The following is an 18990-nucleotide window of genomic DNA, read 5'->3' on the forward strand; positions in this document are numbered from 1 at the left end:
AAGAGACAGTCCCCCGACACCGCGTGGCCACCGCCCGGTGCCGAGCCCATCGATCTCACCGACTGCTACGACCACCTGGCCGAGCTCGGCTTCGACTTCGGGCCGGTCTTCCGCGGCCTGACCGCCGCCTGGCGACGCGGCACCGAACTCTTCACCGAGGCCACCCTGCCGAGCCCTGCGCACAGCGACGCCACGGCCTTCCTGCTCCACCCGGCCCTGGCCGACGCCGCCCAGCACGCCGCCACCTACGGCGACCTCGGCGCCCTCAGCGAGGGCGGCCTGCCCTTCTCCTGGGAGGGCGTCCGCCTGCACGCCACCGGCGCCACCGCCCTGCGCACCCGCATCGCCCGCCTGGACGACGACACCGTCACCGTGACGGCCACGGATCCCGCGGGCAACCCGGTCCTCACGGTGGACGCCCTGGTCACGCGCCCCGCGACAGCGATCTCCCGCAACGTCCCCGACGCCCTGTTCACCGTCGACTGGCCGTCGGTCCTCGGCGAGGTCACGGCCGGGGACCTTCAACTCGCCGTCATCGGCCCCGACGCCGACGACCTGGCCGACATCCTGCGCGCCTCCGACATCACCGTCACCGCCGCTCCCGACCTCGCCACGCTCGAAGCGGCACGCCCCGTAGTCCTCACTCGCATCGCCTGTGAGACGGGCGACGTGCCCCTCCTCAACGCCCTGCGAGCCACCACCGAACACGTCCTCAGCCTCGTCCGGTCGTGGCTGGCGGACCCCCGCTTCGCCGAGTCCCGCCTCGTCGTGGCCACCCAGGCCACCGGTGACCTCCCGGCCGCCGCCGCACGCGGCCTCCTGCGCACCGCACAGACCGAGAACCCCGGCCGCATCACCGTCCTCCACGTCGACGGCCCCGTCGACGGCGACCTGCTGCGCCGTGCCCTGACCACGGCCGAGCCCGAAGTACGCGCCGACGCCGAGGGCCTGCGCGTCCCCAGGCTCGTCCGAGCCCCGCGCGCCGCCGGACAGCCGCCTGCCTGGGACGTCTCCGGCACGGTCCTCGTCACCGGCGGAACCGGCGGCCTCGGCGCCCTCGTCGCCCGCCACCTCGTGACCCGGCACGGCGCCCGCGACCTCCTGCTCGTCTCCCGCCGAGGCCCCGACGCGCCCGGCGCCGACCGGCTCACCGCCGACCTCACTGAACTCGGCGCCCGGGTCCGCGTCGCCGCCTGCGACATCGGCGACCGCGACGCCCTCGCCCGACTCCTCGACGGCGAGCACCTCACGGCTGTCGTCCACATCGCCGGCACCGTCGACGACGGCGTGGTCGGCGCCCTCACCGCCGAACGCCTCGACACTGTGCTGCGGCCCAAGGCCGACGCCGCCTGGCACCTCCACGAACTCGCCCTCGACGTCGGCACGTTCGTCCTGTTCTCCTCCGCCGCCGGCACCCTGGGCGGCGCCGGCCAGGCCAACTACGCCGCCGCCAACGCCTTCCTCGACGCCCTCGCCGCACACCGCCACGCCCTCGGTCTGCCCGCGCTCTCTCTCGCCTGGGGCCCCTGGGACGTCGCGGGCAGCGCCATGACCGGAGACCTCACCGACGTCGACCGGGCACGCCTCGCCCGCTCCGGTTTCCCCTTCCTGACTCCCGAGGACGGCCTGGCCCTCCTCGACGCCGCCCCCGCCACCGGACACTCCACCGTCCTCCCCATCCGGATCGATCTCGCCGCGCTGCGTGCCCGGGACGACGTCCCCGCACTCCTCAGCGGCCTGGTCTCCCACCGCCCCACGCCGGGCCGCACGACGCTGCCCACGGCCGCGTCCGCCACGGCTCCGGCGGACGGCCTCGCGCGACGGCTCGCCCCGCTCGACCCGGCCGACCGCAGGGACGCGCTCCTCGACCTGGTCCGCGAGCAGGTGGCCGCCGTCCTCGGCCACCAGGACGCCCAACGCGTCGAGCCCAGCCGGGCCTTCCGGGACCTGGGCTTCGACTCCCTGACGGCGGTGGAGCTGCGCAATGCCCTCGGCACGGCGACGGGCCTGCGCCTGCCCGCCACCCTGATCTTCGACCACCCCACCCCCCGGGCGCTGGCCGAGCACCTGCTGCCGAACCTGTTCCCGGACACCGCCACGGGCACGACGGCACAGGTAGCGCCATCCACGACGACTCACTCCGACGATCCGGTGGTGATTGTGGGTATGGCCTGCCGTTACCCCGGTGGCGTGGAGTCGCCGGAGGACTTGTGGCGGCTGGTGTCGGAGGGCGGGGACGCGGTGGGGGAGTTCCCGTCCGACCGTGGCTGGGACCTGGGACGCCTCTACCACCCCGACCCCGAGAACCCGGGCACCTCCTCCACCCGCCAAGGAGGATTCCTGTACGACGTCGGCGATTTCGACGCGGACTTCTTCGGGATGAGTCCGCGGGAGGCGTTGGCGACGGATGCGCAGCAGCGGTTGTTGCTGGAGTCGGTGTGGGAGGCGATCGAGCGGGCTGGTATTGATCCGTCGTCGTTGCGGGGCAGTCGGACGGGTGTCTTCGCGGGTGTGATGTACAACGACTACCGGGAGTTGTTGCCGGGGGAGGAGTTCGAGGCTTTCCGGGGCAACGGCAGTGCGCCGAGCATTGCTTCGGGCCGGGTGGCTTATGCGCTGGGCTTCGAGGGGCCTGCTGTGTCCGTGGACACGGCGTGTTCGTCGTCGTTGGTGGCTCTGCATTTGGCTGCGCAGGCGTTGCGTGGTGGTGAGTGTTCGTTGGCGGTGGCCGGTGGTGTGACGGTGATGTCGACGCCGACGACGTTTGTGGAGTTCTCGCGGCAGGGTGGGCTGGCTCCGGATGGCCGGTGCAAGGCGTTCTCGGATGCGGCCGATGGGGTTGGCTGGGCTGAGGGTGTGGGTGTGCTGTTGTTGGAGCGGCAGTCGGATGCGGTGCGGAACGGGCATCGGATTCTGGCGGTCGTTCGGGGTAGTGCCGTCAATCAGGACGGTGCGTCGAATGGGTTGACGGCGCCGAATGGTCCTTCGCAGCAGCGGGTGATCCGGCAGGCGCTCGCGTCGGGTGGGTTGTCGGCTGCTGAGGTGGATGTAGTCGAGGCGCACGGTACGGGTACGACCTTGGGTGACCCGATCGAGGCGCAGGCGTTGCTGGCGACGTATGGCCAGGATCGTGAACGGCCGTTGTTGCTGGGGTCGGTGAAGTCGAACCTGGGCCACACTCAGGCCGCTGCCGGTGTTGCCGGTGTGATCAAGAGCGTGCTGGCGATGCGGCATGGCGTCGTCCCGCGCACCCTGCATGTAGATGCTCCGTCGTCGCATGTGGACTGGTCGGCGGGTGCGGTGGAGCTGGTGCGGGAGCCGGTTCCGTGGCCGGAGAACGATCGCCCCCGCCGCATCGGCGTGTCCTCCTTCGGTGTGAGCGGCACCAATGCCCACCTGATCCTTGAACAGGGGCCCGTGGAGACGCAGGCCGAGGGCGCCCCGGACCCGTCCGGGACCGTCCCTTGGGTCGTGTCCGGCAAGACGGCGTCAGCGCTCGATGCGCAACTCGATCTTCTGCGCTCGGGTATCGAGGGCTCCGCCCACGACCTCGGCCGTGTACTCGCGACCGGCCGGACCCGGTTCTCGCACCGGGCAGTGTTGCTGGCGTCCGCGCAGGGCGTCACCGAGGTGGCCAGGGGAGTGGCGGCCGAGGGGCCGTTGGCGTTCGTGTTCTCGGGGCAGGGCGCTCAGCGTCTCGGCACGGGACGGGAGTTGTGCGCACATTTTCCGGTGTTCGCCCAGGCTCTGGACGAGGTCCTGGCCGAGCTCGATCCGCGTTTGCGTGACGTCATGTGGGGCGACGATGAAACCGACCTGAGCCGTACGGAGTTCACTCAGCCCGCGTTGTTCGCCGTTGAGGTGGCGCTGTATCGGTTGGCTGAATCCCTGGGCGTACGGCCGGACTTCGTGGCCGGTCATTCCGTCGGGGAGATCGCTGCCGCCCATGTCGCGGGCGTGCTCTCGCTGCCGGACGCGTGTGCGCTGGTGTCGGCGCGGGCACGGTTGATGCAGGCCCTGCCGGAGGGCGGCCTGATGCTCGCGGTCGAGGCCACGGAGGGCGAGGTTGTCCCGCACCTCACCGACGACGTGAGTATCGCAGCGGTCAACGGCCCCACTTCCCTGGTGCTCTCCGGCACGGAGGAGGCCGTTCTCGCAGTGGCCGCCACCCTGCCCGGTCGCCGCACCACCCGCCTTCGCGTCTCCCACGCCTTCCACTCCCCGCTCATGGCCCCGATGCTGGACGACTTCCGCGCCGCGATCTCGGACCTCCACTTCACCGAGCCCCACACCTCTCTCGTCTCGACCCTCACCGGCGCCCTCACCACCCCGGACACGACCGACTACTGGGTCCAGCACGTCCGCGGCACAGTCCGCTTCGCCGACGCCATCCGCACCCTCACCGACCACGGCGTCACGCGCTTCCTGGAACTCGGCCCCGACGGCACCCTGACCGCCCTCATCGAGCAGACCGCCCCCGAGGGCGCCCTCGTCATCCCGGCACTGCACAAGAACCGCCCGGAAGAGGAAGCCGCTCTCACGGCTCTGGGGCGCCTGTTCACGCACGGTGTGCCTGTCGACTGGTCGGTTCTCTTCGCCGGGACCGGCTCTCGACTCCCCGACGCCCTCCCCACCTACCCCTTCCAGCGGCAGCGCTTCTGGCCGGAGCCCTCCCTGTCGGTGAAGGACGCCCACGCCCTGGGCGTGGAGCCCGTCGGACATCCGCTGCTCGGCGCGGCCGTGCCCCTGGCCGGTTCGGATGGCCTCGTGCTGACCGGTCGGCTGTCGCTCGCCTCGCATCCCTGGCTTGCCGACCACACGGTGCACGGCCGCTCCCTGCTGCCCGGCGCCGCACTGGCCGAACTCGCCCTGCGCGCGGGTGAGGAGTACGCCTGCCGACGCCTCGCCGAACTGACGCTGGGCACGCCACTGGTCGCCCCCGACGGGGGTGCCGTACGCCTTCAGGTCACCGTCGGCCCCGTGGGCGCCGACGGGCGTCGGCCGGTGACCGTGCAGTCCCGTCCGGAAGGTGATCCGGAAGCGTCCTGGACCGTCAACGCCTCCGGGCAGCTGGAGGTTGGTGGCGAGGAAGTACCGGAGCCCGACCTGGAGTTGGCGGTGTGGCCGCCGGCCGATGCCGAGCCGGTCGCACTCGACACCTTCTATGCCGACCGGGCGTTGACGGGATTCGGGTACGGGCCTGCCTTCCAGGGGCTGCGTGCCGCCTGGCTGCGTGGTGACGAGGTCTTTGTCGAGGCCGAGCTGCCGGAAGGTACGGAGCCGGGTGGCTTCGTGCTGCACCCGGCCCTGTTCGACGCCGCTCTGCACGGTACTTCGCTGCTGGTGGGGGACGGTGTCGTGCCGTTCTCGTGGGAGGGCGTCGCGCTCCATGCCGAAGGGGCCCTGGCGGTCCGGGGCCGGTTGTCCCTCGTCGCGCCGGACCGTGTCCGGGTGACTCTCGCCGACTCGACGGGACGGCCCGTGGCCGGTGCCGACGCGCTGGCTGTCCGTGCCGTCACGGCGGGGCAGTTGGCCGCGGGGGGCGCGGCCGGACCGCTCTACCGGGTCGAGTGGGTGGTGCCGGCCGCAGATGAGGCCCGTGACCCCGGCAAGCTGTGTGTCTCCGGGGACGGTGACGGCACGCTCACCGCGGTGATGCGGGAGGCCGGCCTCGTCCTGGGCGAGGACGGCGCGGAGGCGGATGTCCTGGTGCTGCCGACGCCCGTGCCGGAGGTGCGGTCCGCCGTCGCGGATGCCCTGGCGCTGTTGCAGGGTGTCCTGGCTGAGGAGTCCGAGCGCCGCATGGTCCTGGTCACCCGGGACGGTGACGATCCCGCCGGGGCCGCCGTGCGCGGGCTGTTGAGGTCGGCCGCCGCCGAGCATCCCGGTCGACTGGCCATGCTCACCCTCACCGAGCCGGAACCGCCGGCGCTGCGCAGCGCACTCGGCTTGCTCCTGGACGGGGCCGAGCCCGAGGCCGCCGTGCGGGGCGGGGAGGTTCTGGTGCCCCGGCTGGGGCGGTTGCCGGCGCCCGTCGGTGAAGGGCAGTCACCGGCATGGGGCCGAGGCAGTGTCCTGGTCACCGGTGGCACCGGAGGGCTCGGTGCTGCCGTGGCACGGCATCTCGTCGCGCGGCACGGTGTGCGGGATCTGCTACTGGTCTCGCGTCGAGGTCCGGACGCGCCGGGGGCCGTCGATCTCGTCGCCGAACTGTCGGAGGCCGGTGCCCGAGCCGAGGTTGTGGCCTGTGACGTGGGCGACCGGGACGCCTTGGCAGGGCTACTGGTCGGGCGGACCGTCGGTGGTGTGGTGCACACGGCCGGGATCCTCGACGACGGCGTGGTCACCGCGCTGACCGAGGAGCGCGTGGCGGCCGTGCTGCGGCCGAAGGCTGACGCCGCCCACCATCTGCACGAACTCGTAGATGCCGATGTGCCGTTCGTGGTGTTCTCGTCGGCGGCCGGAGTGCTCTCGAGCGCCGGTCAGGGCAACTACGCCGCCGCCAACGCCGCCCTGGACGCGCTGATGCGCGAGCGGTGTGACGCGGGGCTGCCGGGGCTGTCGCTGGCCTGGGGCCCGTGGGAGGCCGCAGCCGGAATGACCCGGGAGCTCACCGACACCGACCGGGCCCGCATGACACGCACCGGGCTGCGGCCCCTCTCCACAGCGACCGCGCTCGCCCTCTTCGACGCCGCCCTGGCCCACGACGAACCCGTCGTGCTGCCCCTGAGCCTCGACACCCGGGCGCTCGTCGCCGCCGGGCCCGCCGTACCGGCCGTGCTGCGCGGACTCGTCAAAGACAGTGTCCGTGCCCTCGATCGTGATCGCGACCGGCGCCGTACCGCCGCGCCGTCCGCGTCGGGCGATGCCGGGCTCGCCGCGACACTGCGGCCGCTCGGGCCCGAGGAACAGCGGCGCGAGCTGCTCGGCCTGGTGCGCGGGCAGATCGCCCGCGTCCTCGGGCACCGCCGCGCCGACGCCGTGGACCCCCGACGGCCCTTCCGCGAGCTGGGATTCGACTCACTCACGGCCATCGAGCTGCGCAACGGCCTCGCCGCCACCACCGGTCTGCGGCTGTCCGCGACCCTTGTCTTCGACCACCCGACCGCCGCCGACCTCGCCGCGCATCTGCACGAGCGGCTCACCGGCGGCCCGGTCCCGGCCGTGGACGCGGCCGAAGCGGACGCCCGGCGGACCGCCACCGACGACGACCTCGTGGCGATCGTGGGCATGGCCTGCCGTTTCCCCGGCGACGTCGCGTCCCCGGACGACCTGTGGCGGCTGGTGACCGACGGCGTCGACGCGGTCGGCGACGTTCCCGCGGAGCGCGGCTGGGAGGAGGCCAGGCGCGGCGGATTCCTCAGCCGCGCGGGCGACTTCGACGCCGACTTCTTCAGGATGAGCCCGCGCGAGGCACTCGCCACGGACGCGCAGCAGCGGCTGCTCCTGGAGGTCTCCTGGCAGGCCGTCGAGGACGCGGGGATCGACCCGGTGACGCTGCGCGGCAGCCGTACCGGAGTCTTCGCCGGCGTCATGTACGGCGACTACGGCACGCTCCTCAGCGACGAGCGGTACGCGGGCCTGCGCGGCGCCGGCAGCGCGCACAGCGTGGCCTCCGGCCGGGTGGCGTACTCCCTCGGCCTGGAAGGACCGGCCGTCACCGTCGACACCGCCTGCTCCTCCTCGCTCGTGGCCCTGCACCTGGCCGCCCAGGCGCTGCGCGGCGGCGAGTGCTCCCTCGCGCTGGCCGGCGGTGTGACCGTGATGGCGACCCCCTCGACCTATGTCGAGTTCGACCGCCAGGGCGGCCTCGCCGCCGACGGCCGCTGCAAGGCGTACTCCGACACGGCCGACGGCGTCGGCTGGGGCGAGGGCGTCGGCCTGGTCGTGCTGGAGCGGCTGTCCGACGCCCGCCGGGGCGGGCACCGTGTGCTGGCGGTCCTGCGCGGCTCCGCCGTCAACCAGGACGGCGCCTCGAACGGCCTCACCGCGCCCAACGGACCCGCTCAACAGCGCGTCATCCGCCAGGCGCTGGCCGCCGCCGGGCTTTCCCCGGCCGACGTGGACGCCGTCGAGGGCCATGGCACCGGTACCCGGCTCGGCGACCCCATCGAGGCGCAGGCCCTGCTCGCGACGTACGGACAGGACCGCGCGCACCCGCTGCTGCTGGGCTCGGTGAAGTCCAATATCGGGCACACTCAGGCCGCCGCCGGAGTCGCCGGCGTCATCAAGACGGTGCTGGCCCTGCGGCACGGGATCGTGCCGCGCACCCTGCATGCCGACATGCCGTCCACGCACGTGGACTGGGAGTCGGGTGCCGTGCGCCCGGTGCGTGCGGACACCGTGTGGCCGGACACGGACCGGCCACGCCGGGCCGCCGTCTCCTCCTTCGGCGTCAGCGGCACCAACGCCCACCTCATCCTGGAAGCCGCCCCGCCCCAGCGGCAGGAGCCCGAGCGGGAGCCCGCCGCCGTGACACCGGCCGTGGTTCCGTGGGTGATGTCGGCCCGCACCGCCGCCGCCCTGGACGCCCGTACGGCCCGACTCGCGCACCGCGACGACATCCTGGACGTCGGCTTCACCCTGGCGGCCACCGCCGGCACCGCCTTCGCCCACCGAGCCGTGGCCCTCGCCACGAGCACCGGCAGCCCCGTCGAGGTCGCCCGGGGAATCGCCTCCGAACCCGGCGCGACGGGCTTCCTCTTCTCGGGCCAGGGTGCTCAACGTCTGGGCGTGGGAAGCGAGTTGTACCACCGCTTCCCGGTCTTCCGTGCCGCTCTCGACGAGACGCTGGCGCTGCTCGACCCTGGTCTGCGCGACGTGCTGTGGGGCACCGACGAGGCGGCGCTCAACCGGACCGGTGCCGCACAGCCCGCCCTCTTCGCCGTAGAGGTCGCTCTGTACCGGCTGCTGGAGTCCCTCGGACTGCGCCCTGACGTCGTGGCCGGGCACTCCGTCGGCGAGATCGCCGCCGCGCACGTCGCCGGAGTTCTGACCCTGCCCGACGCATGCCGCCTGATCACGGCCCGGGCAACCCTGATGGACGCCCTGCCGGAGGGCGGCGTCATGGTCGCCGTCGAGGCCGACGAGGTCGACGTACGGCCCCACCTCGCCGCCGGAGCGTCCCTCGCCGCTGTCAACGGGCCCGCATCCGTGGTCGTCTCCGGCGACCCGGCCGCCGTCGAGGCCACCCTCGCCGCGCTCCCCGGCCGGCGCACCACCCGCCTTCCGGTCAGCCACGCCTTCCACTCGGCGCACATGGACCCGATGCTGTCGGACTTCCGCGCCGTACTGGACACCCTGGTGTTCCAGGCGCCGAGCCTGCCGATCGTGTCGACCTTGACCGGAGCGGTCGCAGAGGAGGACGAGTTGACCGACCCCGGCCACTGGGTACGGCAGGTGCGCGAGACCGTCCGCTTCGGGGACGCCGTCCGCGCCATGGCCGACACCGGGGTACGCACCTACGTGGAGGTCGGCCCCACCGCCGCGCTCTCGGCACTCGTCGAGTCGATTCTGTCCGAGGACTCCGACACGGACACGGACATGGGCCCGGGGCCGGACCCCGAGGGCGACCTGGACGCCGTCGCTGTGCCGGTGCTGCGGTCCGGTCGGCCCGAGGAGAGCACACTGGTCACCGCGCTGGCCCAGGTGTTCACGACCGGTGTACCCGTCGACTGGCCCGCGCTCTTCGCCGGGACCGGCGCCCTCCGTACACGGCTGCCCGGCTACCCCTTCCAGCACCGCCATTACTGGCCGGCCGCCGGTGTCCCGCACGGTGACGTCCGTGGCACCGGACTGACGGCCGTGCACCATCCGCTGCTGGGAGCGGTGGTGCCTCTCGCCGACACCGACGCCGCCCTGTTCTCCGGTCGCGTCTCGACGGCGACCCATCCCTGGACGACGGGGCATCGCGTCGCCGGCCAGGTCGTCCTGCCCGGCACCGCGCTCACCGAACTCGTCGCCCGAGCCGGCGCCGAACTCGGTCACGGACACATCACCGAACTCACCCTCGCACAGCCGCTGGTGCTGCCCGACAGCGACGCCCTGACCCTTCAGGTGTCCGTCGCTGAGCCCGACGACGCCGGCCTCCGACCCGTCACCGTCTCCTCCCGGAACGACGGCGACCCCGACGCGCCCTGGCTGCGCCACGCCGTCGGCAGGCTCGCCGCCGACACCGCCGCACCCGGCTTCGAGTCGGGATCCGCAGCGGAGTCGGGATCCGCAGCGGCGGCCGTCTCCTGGCCACCGGCCGACGTGGAGCCGGTCGACCTCGACACCTTCTACGCCGAACTGGCCGACACGGGCCTCACCTACGGCCCGCCGTTCGGGGCGCTCACCGCCGTCTGGCGGCGCGGCGCCGAGGTATTCGCCGAGGCCGCCCTCCCCGACGACACGGACCTCGACGGCTTCGGCCTGCACCCCGCCCTGTTCGACTCCCTGCTGCACGCCGCCGCCTTCACGGGCGGCACTCCGGGGCTGCCGTTCGCCTGGCGTGACGTGGACCTGCACGGCAGCACGGGCGCACGCGTGCTGCGCGCTCACATCGTCCGCGACACGGACACGGACACGGACACGGACACGGACGCGGACACGGACACGGACGCGGATACGAACGTTGTGCGCCTCACGGTCACCGACCCCTCGGGCACACCGGTGGCCGCCGTGGGGTCCCTCGTCACCAGGCCGCCATCCCCTGCCGGCAGTACGACGGTCCCCAACGCGCTGTTCCGGCGGACCTGGGCGCCGGTGGCGTACTCCGAAGCGTCGCCGACTCCTCGTCTCGCGGTACTCAGCACAGGTTCCGTCCCGGCCTGGGCGCCACAGGACGCCGAGATCCTGCCCGGCCTGGACGACGCCCTCGACGGCACCACGGCGGCACCGGATCTCGTCCTCACCGAGATCACCGCCGGGGAACTGCACACTGCACTCCGTCACACCCTGGAGCTCCTCCACACGTGGCTCACCGCTACGCCGTACGCGACGTCGCGCCTGGTCATCGTGACCGCCGGCGAGGAGTCCCCGGTCCTCGAAGCCGTCCGGGGCCTGATCCGCTCGGCGGCGAACGAACACCCCGGCCGCCTGGCCCTGCTCACCCGCGACGAGAGCGAGTCCCCACTTCCCTCCCCGGCCCGACTCCTCAGCGCCTACGAGACAGACGGCGAGACGGAGGTCGCCGTACGCGGTACGGACCTGATCGCACCCCGCCTGACACGCCACGAGCCCGGCACGCCGGACGACCACGGCCGAGACGTCTGGACGGGCCCGGGCAGCGTGCTCATCACGGGTGGCACGGGCGGCATCGGCGCGGCCCTGGCACGCCATCTCGTCACCCACCACGGGGCCCGCGACCTGCTGCTCGTGTCCCGACGAGGCACGGGCGCCCCCGGTTCCGCCGAACTACGCACGGAACTCACGGAGTCCGGCGCCCACGTGGAAATCGCCGCCTGCGACGTGGCCGACCGCGACGCACTGGCGGAGCTGCTCACCGGCCGCACCATCGGCGCCGTCGTCCACACGGCCGGCGTCCTCGACGACGGCGTCCTCACCGCCCTCACACCCGAACGCCTCTCCGCGGTTCTTCACCCCAAGGCCGACGCCGCCCGACACCTGCACGCACTCCTCCCGGACGTCCGGGCGTTCGTCCTGCTCTCCTCGGCAGCCGGCACCTTCGGAGGTACGGGCCAGGCCAACTACGCCGCCGCCAATGCCTACCTGGACGGCCTCGCCGCACACCGCCGTGCCCTCGGCCTGCCCGCCGCCTCCCTCGCCTACGGGCCGTGGGCGATGACCGACGGCATGACCGGCGATCTCGACCACTCCGACCGCGAACGCCTCGCACGCTCCGGCTTCCGTCCCCTCACCGTCGAGGAGGGCCTGGCCCTGTTCGACGCGGCAACGACCGGTACGGACCCGGTCCTTCTGCCCGTACGGCTCGACCACACGGCGCTGCGGGGGCGTGCCGACGTCCCACCGTTGCTCCGCGGCCTGTTCCGCAGCCGCACGACCCCTGCCGGCGCAGGCGACCTTGCGCGCCGCCTCGCCGGGAAGACCATGGAGGAACAGCGGGCCCTGCTCCTCGACGTGGTGCGCGCCCGCGCCGCAGCCGTCCTCGGTCACGACGACGCCGGCTCCGGCTCCATAGAGCCCCGACGCCCCTTCCGAGACCTGGGCTTCGACTCCCTGACCGCGGTGGAACTGCGCAACGCACTCGCCGCAGCGACCGGGCTTCGCCTGCCCGCCACCCTGGTTTTCGACCACCCGTCGGCCGAGAAACTGGCCTCCCACCTGCGTGAGCAGCTGACAGACCCCGAGTCGGCGCCCGAGGTGGCGCCGGCCGCGATGCCCCTCGCTGACGATCCGGTGGTGATTGTGGGTATGGCCTGCCGTTACCCCGGTGGTGTGGAGTCGCCGGAGGACCTGTGGCGGCTGGTGTCTGAAGGCGTGGACGCGGTGGGGGAGTTCCCGTCCGACCGTGGCTGGGACCTGGAGCGCCTCTACCATCCCGATCCGAACCACACCGGCACCTCCTCAACCCGGACCGGTGGTTTCCTGACCGACGTTGCCGGGTTCGATCCCGAGTTCTTTGGGATGAGTCCGCGGGAGGCGTTGGCGACGGATGCGCAGCAGCGGTTGTTGCTGGAGTCGGTGTGGGAGGCGATCGAGCGGGCGGGTATTGATCCGTCGTCGTTGCGGGGCAGTCGGACGGGTGTCTTCGCGGGTGTGATGTACAACGACTACCGGGAGTTGTTGCCGGGGGAGGAGTTCGAGGCTTTCCGGGGCAACGGCAGTGCGCCGAGCATTGCTTCGGGCCGGGTGGCTTATGCGCTGGGCTTCGAGGGGCCTGCTGTGTCCGTGGACACGGCGTGTTCGTCGTCGTTGGTGGCTCTGCATTTGGCTGCGCAGGCGTTGCGTGGTGGTGAGTGTTCGTTGGCGGTGGCCGGTGGTGTGACGGTGATGTCGACGCCGACGACGTTTGTGGAGTTCTCGCGGCAGGGTGGGCTGGCTCCGGATGGCCGGTGCAAGGCGTTCTCGGATGCGGCCGATGGGGTTGGCTGGGCTGAGGGTGTGGGTGTGCTGTTGTTGGAGCGGCAGTCGGATGCGGTGCGGAACGGGCATCGGATTCTGGCGGTCGTTCGGGGTAGTGCCGTCAATCAGGACGGTGCGTCGAATGGGTTGACGGCGCCGAATGGTCCGTCGCAGCAGCGGGTGATCCGGCAGGCGCTCGCGTCTGCGGGGCTGAGCGCTGGGGATGTCGATGTCGTGGAGGCGCATGGCACTGGCACCACGCTTGGCGATCCGATCGAGGCGCAGGCGCTTCTCGCCACCTATGGTCAGGATCGTGAACGGCCACTGCTGCTCGGGTCGGTGAAGTCGAACCTCGGTCACACCCAGGCCGCTGCCGGTGTTGCCGGTGTGATCAAGAGCGTGCTGGCGATGCGGCATGGCATCGTCCCGCGCACCCTGCACGCCGACGCCCCGTCCTCGCACGTGGACTGGTCGGCGGGGGCGGTGGAGCTGGTCCGAGAACCGGTTCTTTGGCCGGACGGTGACCGCCCTCGCAGGGCCGCCGTCTCCTCCTTCGGCCTCAGCGGCACCAACGCCCACGTCATTCTCGAAGCCGGCCCTGGACAAGAGCCCGCCCGCGACGACAGCGAGCGCACAGTCCCCCTGGTCGTCACGGCACGTTCGGAAGCGGCACTGGACGCGCGAATACGGCAACTCCAGCCGTGCGAGCCGTCGGTCCACGTCGGTTTCACGGCGGCGACCGGCCGGGCTTCCTTCGCTCGCCGCGCGGTGCTGCTGGCGTCCGCGGAAGGGGTGACGGAGGTGGCCAGGGGAGTGGCGGACGAGGGCCCGACGGCATTCGTGTTCTCCGGCCAGGGCGCCCAACGCCTCGGCATGGGCCGGGAACTGTACGACCGCTTCCCGGTGTTCGCCCAGGCCCTGGACGAGACCCTGACCGAACTGGACCCGCGTCTACGCGACATCATGTGGGGTGATGACGAGCAGGCTCTGAGCCGTACGGAGTTCACTCAGCCCGCGTTGTTCGCCGTTGAGGTGGCGCTGTATCGGTTGGCTGAATCCCTGGGCGTACGGCCGGACTTCGTGGCGGGTCATTCCGTCGGGGAGATCGCTGCCGCCCATGTCGCGGGCGTGCTGTCGCTGCCGGACGCGTGTGCGCTGGTGTCGGCACGGACACGGTTGATGCAGGCCCTGCCCGAGGGCGGACTGATGCTCGCGGTCGAGGCCACGGAAGCCGAAGTCACCCCGCACCTCACCGACGACGTGAGTATCGCAGCGGTCAACGGGCCCACTTCCCTGGTGCTCTCCGGCACGGAGGAGGCCGTTCTCGCAGTGGCCGCCACGCTCCCCGGCCGCCGCACCACCCGCCTTCGCGTCTCCCACGCCTTCCACTCCCCGCTCATGGCCCCGATGCTGGAGGACTTCCGCGCCGCGATCTCGGACCTCCACTTCACCGAGGCCCACACCTCTCTCGTCTCGACCCTCACCGGCGCCCTCACCACCCCGGACACGACCGACTACTGGGTCCAGCACGTCCGCGGCACAGTCCGCTTCGCCGACGCCATCCGCACCCTCACCGACCACGGCGTCACGCGCTTCCTGGAACTCGGCCCCGACGGCACCCTGACCGCCCTCATCGACCAGGTGGCCCCGGACGCGTCCGTCACGGTCTCCACCCTCCGCAAGAACCTTCCCGAAGAAGAGGCGCTGGCCGTCGCGCTGGGGCGCCTGTTCACGCACGGTGTGCCTGTCGACTGGGCGGCCTACTTCGCCGGGACCGGCGCCCGACTCACCGACGCCCTCCCCACCTACCCCTTCCAGCGGCAGCGCTTCTGGCCGGAGCCCCGTACGGGCCTCGGCAGCGGTGACGTGCGTTCCGTCGGTCTCGTGCCGGCCGGGCATCCCGTGCTCGGTACGGCGATGTTGCTCGCGGACGGCGGCGGCGCGGTGCTCACCGGCCTCCTGTCGCCGCAGGCGCAGCCCTGGCTCGCCGACCACATGGTGCTCGGCCGCACCTTGGTGCCCGGTGCGGCCCTGGTCGAGCTGGTGATCCGGGCCGGTGACGAAGTCGGCGCCGGGCGTATCGAGGAACTGACGACGGTCGCCCCGCTCGTACTGCCCGATGACGGCGCACCCGTCGGACTGCAGGTACGGATCGGCGGCGCCGACGAGGACGGGCGGCGCACCTTCGCGCTGCACGGACGCCCCGAGCGGGCCGGCACCGACGCCTCCTGGACGGTGTACGCGCACGGCATGCTCACCCACGCCCCTGTCGAGGGGGCGGTTCCGGGCACGGACGTGTGGCCTCCGAAGGGCGCTGAGAGCATCGAACTCGGCTCGCACTACGACATGTTGGCAGACGCCGGTTTCCACTACGGGCCGTCCTTCCGCGCACTGCGCCAAGCCTGGCGGCGGGGCGACGAGGTGTTCGCGGAGGTGTCCTTGGACGCGGACACGGACGTGGACTTGGACGCCGACCCGGAGACGGCCACGGACACCGACGGATACGGCGTCCACCCGGCCCTCCTCGACGCCGTACTGCACGCGGCCGGCTTCACGGGCGCGGGCGGCGACGACGGCACGGCACTCCCCTTCTCATGGGAGGACGTGGCCCTCTTCGCGTCGGGTGCCAGGACCGTGCGCGCCCGGCTGGAGCGGACGGGGGAGCGGACCGTGCGTATCGCGGTGGCCGACACCGAGGGCGGGGCCGTCCTCAGCGTCGGCGGGCTGACTGTACGGCCCGTCGACGCCGACCAGATGGCCGGTGCCGGGTCCGCCGCCGCTCCGGACGCGCTGCTGCGGACGGCGTGGGCACCGGTCGGCGAGCACGCTGCCGACGCGCCCGCCGAGATCGCCGTACTCGGAGAGCTGCCCGCGGATCTCGCCGGGGAACTGGCCGCGTCCGGCGTCAAGGCGGTGGAGTACGACGAACTCGCCGCCGTAGCCGCCCAGCACAGCCTGGTGCTCGCTCCGGTACGGGAGACCGGCGCCGATCCGGCCGACTCCGCCCATGCCCACGCGCGTGCGGCGTTGTCCCTCGCCCAGAGCTGGCCGGCCGACGAACGCCTCGCCGGGGCACGGCTCGTCGTCCTGATGCGCGGGGCCACCACCGGGGCGGAGCCGGGTGCCGCCGCGGCATGGGGGCTGCTGCGGTCGGCGCAGAGTGAGCATCCCGGTCGGATCAGCCTTCTCGACGTGCCCGGGAATCCGTCCGGCCTGGTCCGTGCGTTGAATGTCATGGAGCCGGAAGTGGCCGTGGTGGACGGCGAGGTGCTGGTACCACGGCTGGAGCGGGTGCCCCTCGATGTCAGCGGCGGCCGGTCGGACGTCGGCCCCCACTTCGCCGACGGCGGCACCGTACTCGTCACCGGCGGCACCGGAGGCCTCGGTGCTCTTCTCGCCCGGCATCTCGTCGCTCGGCACGGCGTGCGCGACCTGCTTCTGTTGTCCCGGCGCGGGGCCGAGGCGCCCGGCGCCGCGGATCTTGTCGCGGAACTCGCCGGGCAGGGCGCCCGCGTCGAGGCTGTGGCCTGCGATGTCGCGGACCGGGACGCCCTCGGCGCCGCCCTCGCCGGGCACCACGTCGGCCATGTCGTGCACGCGGCCGGCGTACTCGACGACGCCACCGCCACGCAGCTGACGCCCGAGCGCGTCGCCGCCGTCCTGCGGCCCAAGGCCGACGCCGCCCGGCATCTGCACGAACTGCTGCCGGACGTACGCTCGTTCACGGCGTTCTCCTCCGCGGCCGGCACTTTCGGCAACGCCGGTCAGGGTGCGTACGCCGCGGCCAACGCCTTCCTCGACGCCCTCGTAAGGCACCGTCACCGCGCCGGTCTGCCGGGCCGGTCCCTGGCCTGGGGGCCCTGGCAGCGGTCGGACGGCATGGCCGGCGCGCTGAGCGCACGTGACGTCGAGCGGATGCGTGCGGCCGGGTTCCCGCCGCTGCGCACCGACGAGGGCCTGGCGCTCTTCGATCGGGCGGCCTCCGCCGCAGAACCCGTCCTGCTGCCGGTGCGGATCGACGTGGCCGCGCTGCGCGCCCGCGACGACGTACCCGCACTGCTGCACGGCCTCGTCCCGGTACGCCGTTCGGCGGCCCGGTCCACCGACCCCGGGCTCGTCGCACGGCTCGCGATGCTGGACGAGGCCGAAGGACACGTGATCGTAATGGAGTTGGTGCGGGAGCAGGCCGCCCGCGTCCTCGGCCACCGGCCCGGCGGCACGACCGAGGTGGAAGCGGTACGCGCCTTCCGTGACCTCGGATTCGACTCGCTGATGTCGGTGGAGCTGCGCAACGCGCTGAGCACCGCCACCGGTCTGCGGCTGCCCGCCACGCTGGCCCTGGACCACCCGACGCCGGAGGCGGTCGCCGGGCATCTGTACACGCTGCTCGCACCCGAGACCGAGCGGACCGGCGCCGAGGGCCTGCTGACCGCCCTGGAACGCGTCGAGCAGATGATCGCGGCACTGCCGGAGCCGGCCGCCGACGGCGTGGCGCACCGGCAGATCGCGGGACGGCTCGACGTCCTGCGCACACGCTGGTCGGCGCTCGCCACGGCAGCGACCGCCGCACCGGACGTGGACGTGAACGACCCCGAGAAGGCGACGGAGTTCGACATGGACAACCTGTCGGACGACGAGATGTTCGCCTTCCTCGACGACGAACTCGGCGATGGGTGACCGAAGGGTGGAGAGCTTCCACTGATGTCCCCAGCCGCGCCCCGCCTAGCGTGGGCGAACCGGTACACGAACGGCGGACCAGCGGCACGGCCGGGTCCCTGAGCCGAAGAGGCGATGAGACGTGGGCATGGTCAAGACGGACGACGGTCCGGCCATCGAGGTGCGTGATCTGGTACGCGCCTATCGCGGCCGGGGTGGTGAACTCATCAGAGCCAACGACGGGTTGACGCTCAGCGTGCCGCGCGGGCAGGTGTTCGGCCTGTTCGGTGCCAACGGCGCCGGCAAGACGACACTCGTCCTTCAGATGCTGGGGCTGGTGCGCCCCACGTCCGGCTCCATCACCGTCAACGGCATCGATGTGGTGCGCCACCCCGAGCTGGTGAAGTCCACCGTCGGCTTCCTGCCGCAGCGCGGTCTGTCGATGCGGCTGATCGAGGCTCGCCGGGCCCTGCACTACACGGGGCGGCTGCGCGGCCAGAGCGAGGCGGACGCCCGCCGTCAGACCGAGGAACTGATCGAGGAGCTGGGTCTCGGGCCGTACGCGGACCGGCAGGTGGAGCGGCTCAGCGGTGGCCTGATGCGGCTGGTGAACTTCGGCATGACCCTGATGGGCCGGCCCGAGCTCATCGTGCTGGACGAGCCCACCAACGAACTCGACCCGCACAACCGGCGGTTGATCTGGGACATCGTGCAGCGCCGGGCCGCCGAGGACGGCACGACGATCGTCCTGGTCACCCACAACGTGCTGGAGGCGGAGAAGGCGGTCCACCGCGTCGCCGTCATGCACGGCGGCCGTATCACCGCCATGGGGACCCCGGGCGAACTCAAGGAACAGACCGGCGCCCAGGCGCGGTTGGAGCTGTTCGTCCGCGACGGCGGCAGCCTCACCGAGGCGGAGGCCGCCCGGCTCGGCCGGATCGGCGTCGTCACGCCCGGCGACCGCAGCGGCAGCTACCTCGTGACCGCGCCGCCCGACCGGATCCAGCCCCTGCTGGAGGTCCTGGTCACCGACGTCGGCGTGACCCGCGTCGACGACTTCCGCTTCGCCCGGCCCACGCTGGAGGACGTCTACCTCAGCCTCAAGCCCGCACCCGTCGGCGAACCGGGGAACCCGGCCGGGGCCGAGCCGGCAACCGAGCCCGAGTCGGCGTCCGGGAGCGGGATGGCTCCCGAGATCGCCGACTCGCCCGAACAGTCGCCCCCGGTCAAGGAACTCGCCACGGTCGGTGCCGCCGGTGCCGAACCCGAGGCCGCCCCCGACGCCACCCCGCCCGGGACCACAGCACC

Annotated in this window: 2 protein-coding genes; both read left to right on the plus strand. The window is 72.6% G+C overall.

Annotated features, from left to right (window positions below; translation table 11 throughout):
* Positions 1-75: 75 nt before the first annotated feature.
* Positions 76-17703, plus strand: a complete 17628-nt coding sequence (locus tag FPZ41_RS49610) for a type I polyketide synthase (RefSeq protein ID WP_265584269.1) — start codon at positions 76-78, stop codon at positions 17701-17703.
* A gap of 127 nt (positions 17704-17830) precedes the next feature.
* A partial coding sequence (locus FPZ41_RS33645; RefSeq protein WP_228023152.1) for an ABC transporter ATP-binding protein occupies positions 17831-18990 on the plus strand: 1160 nt, incomplete at its 3' end.

Source organism: Streptomyces acidicola (genome assembly GCF_009377235.1).
In the GTDB taxonomy this organism is placed as follows: Bacteria; Actinomycetota; Actinomycetes; order Streptomycetales; family Streptomycetaceae; genus Streptomyces; species Streptomyces acidicola.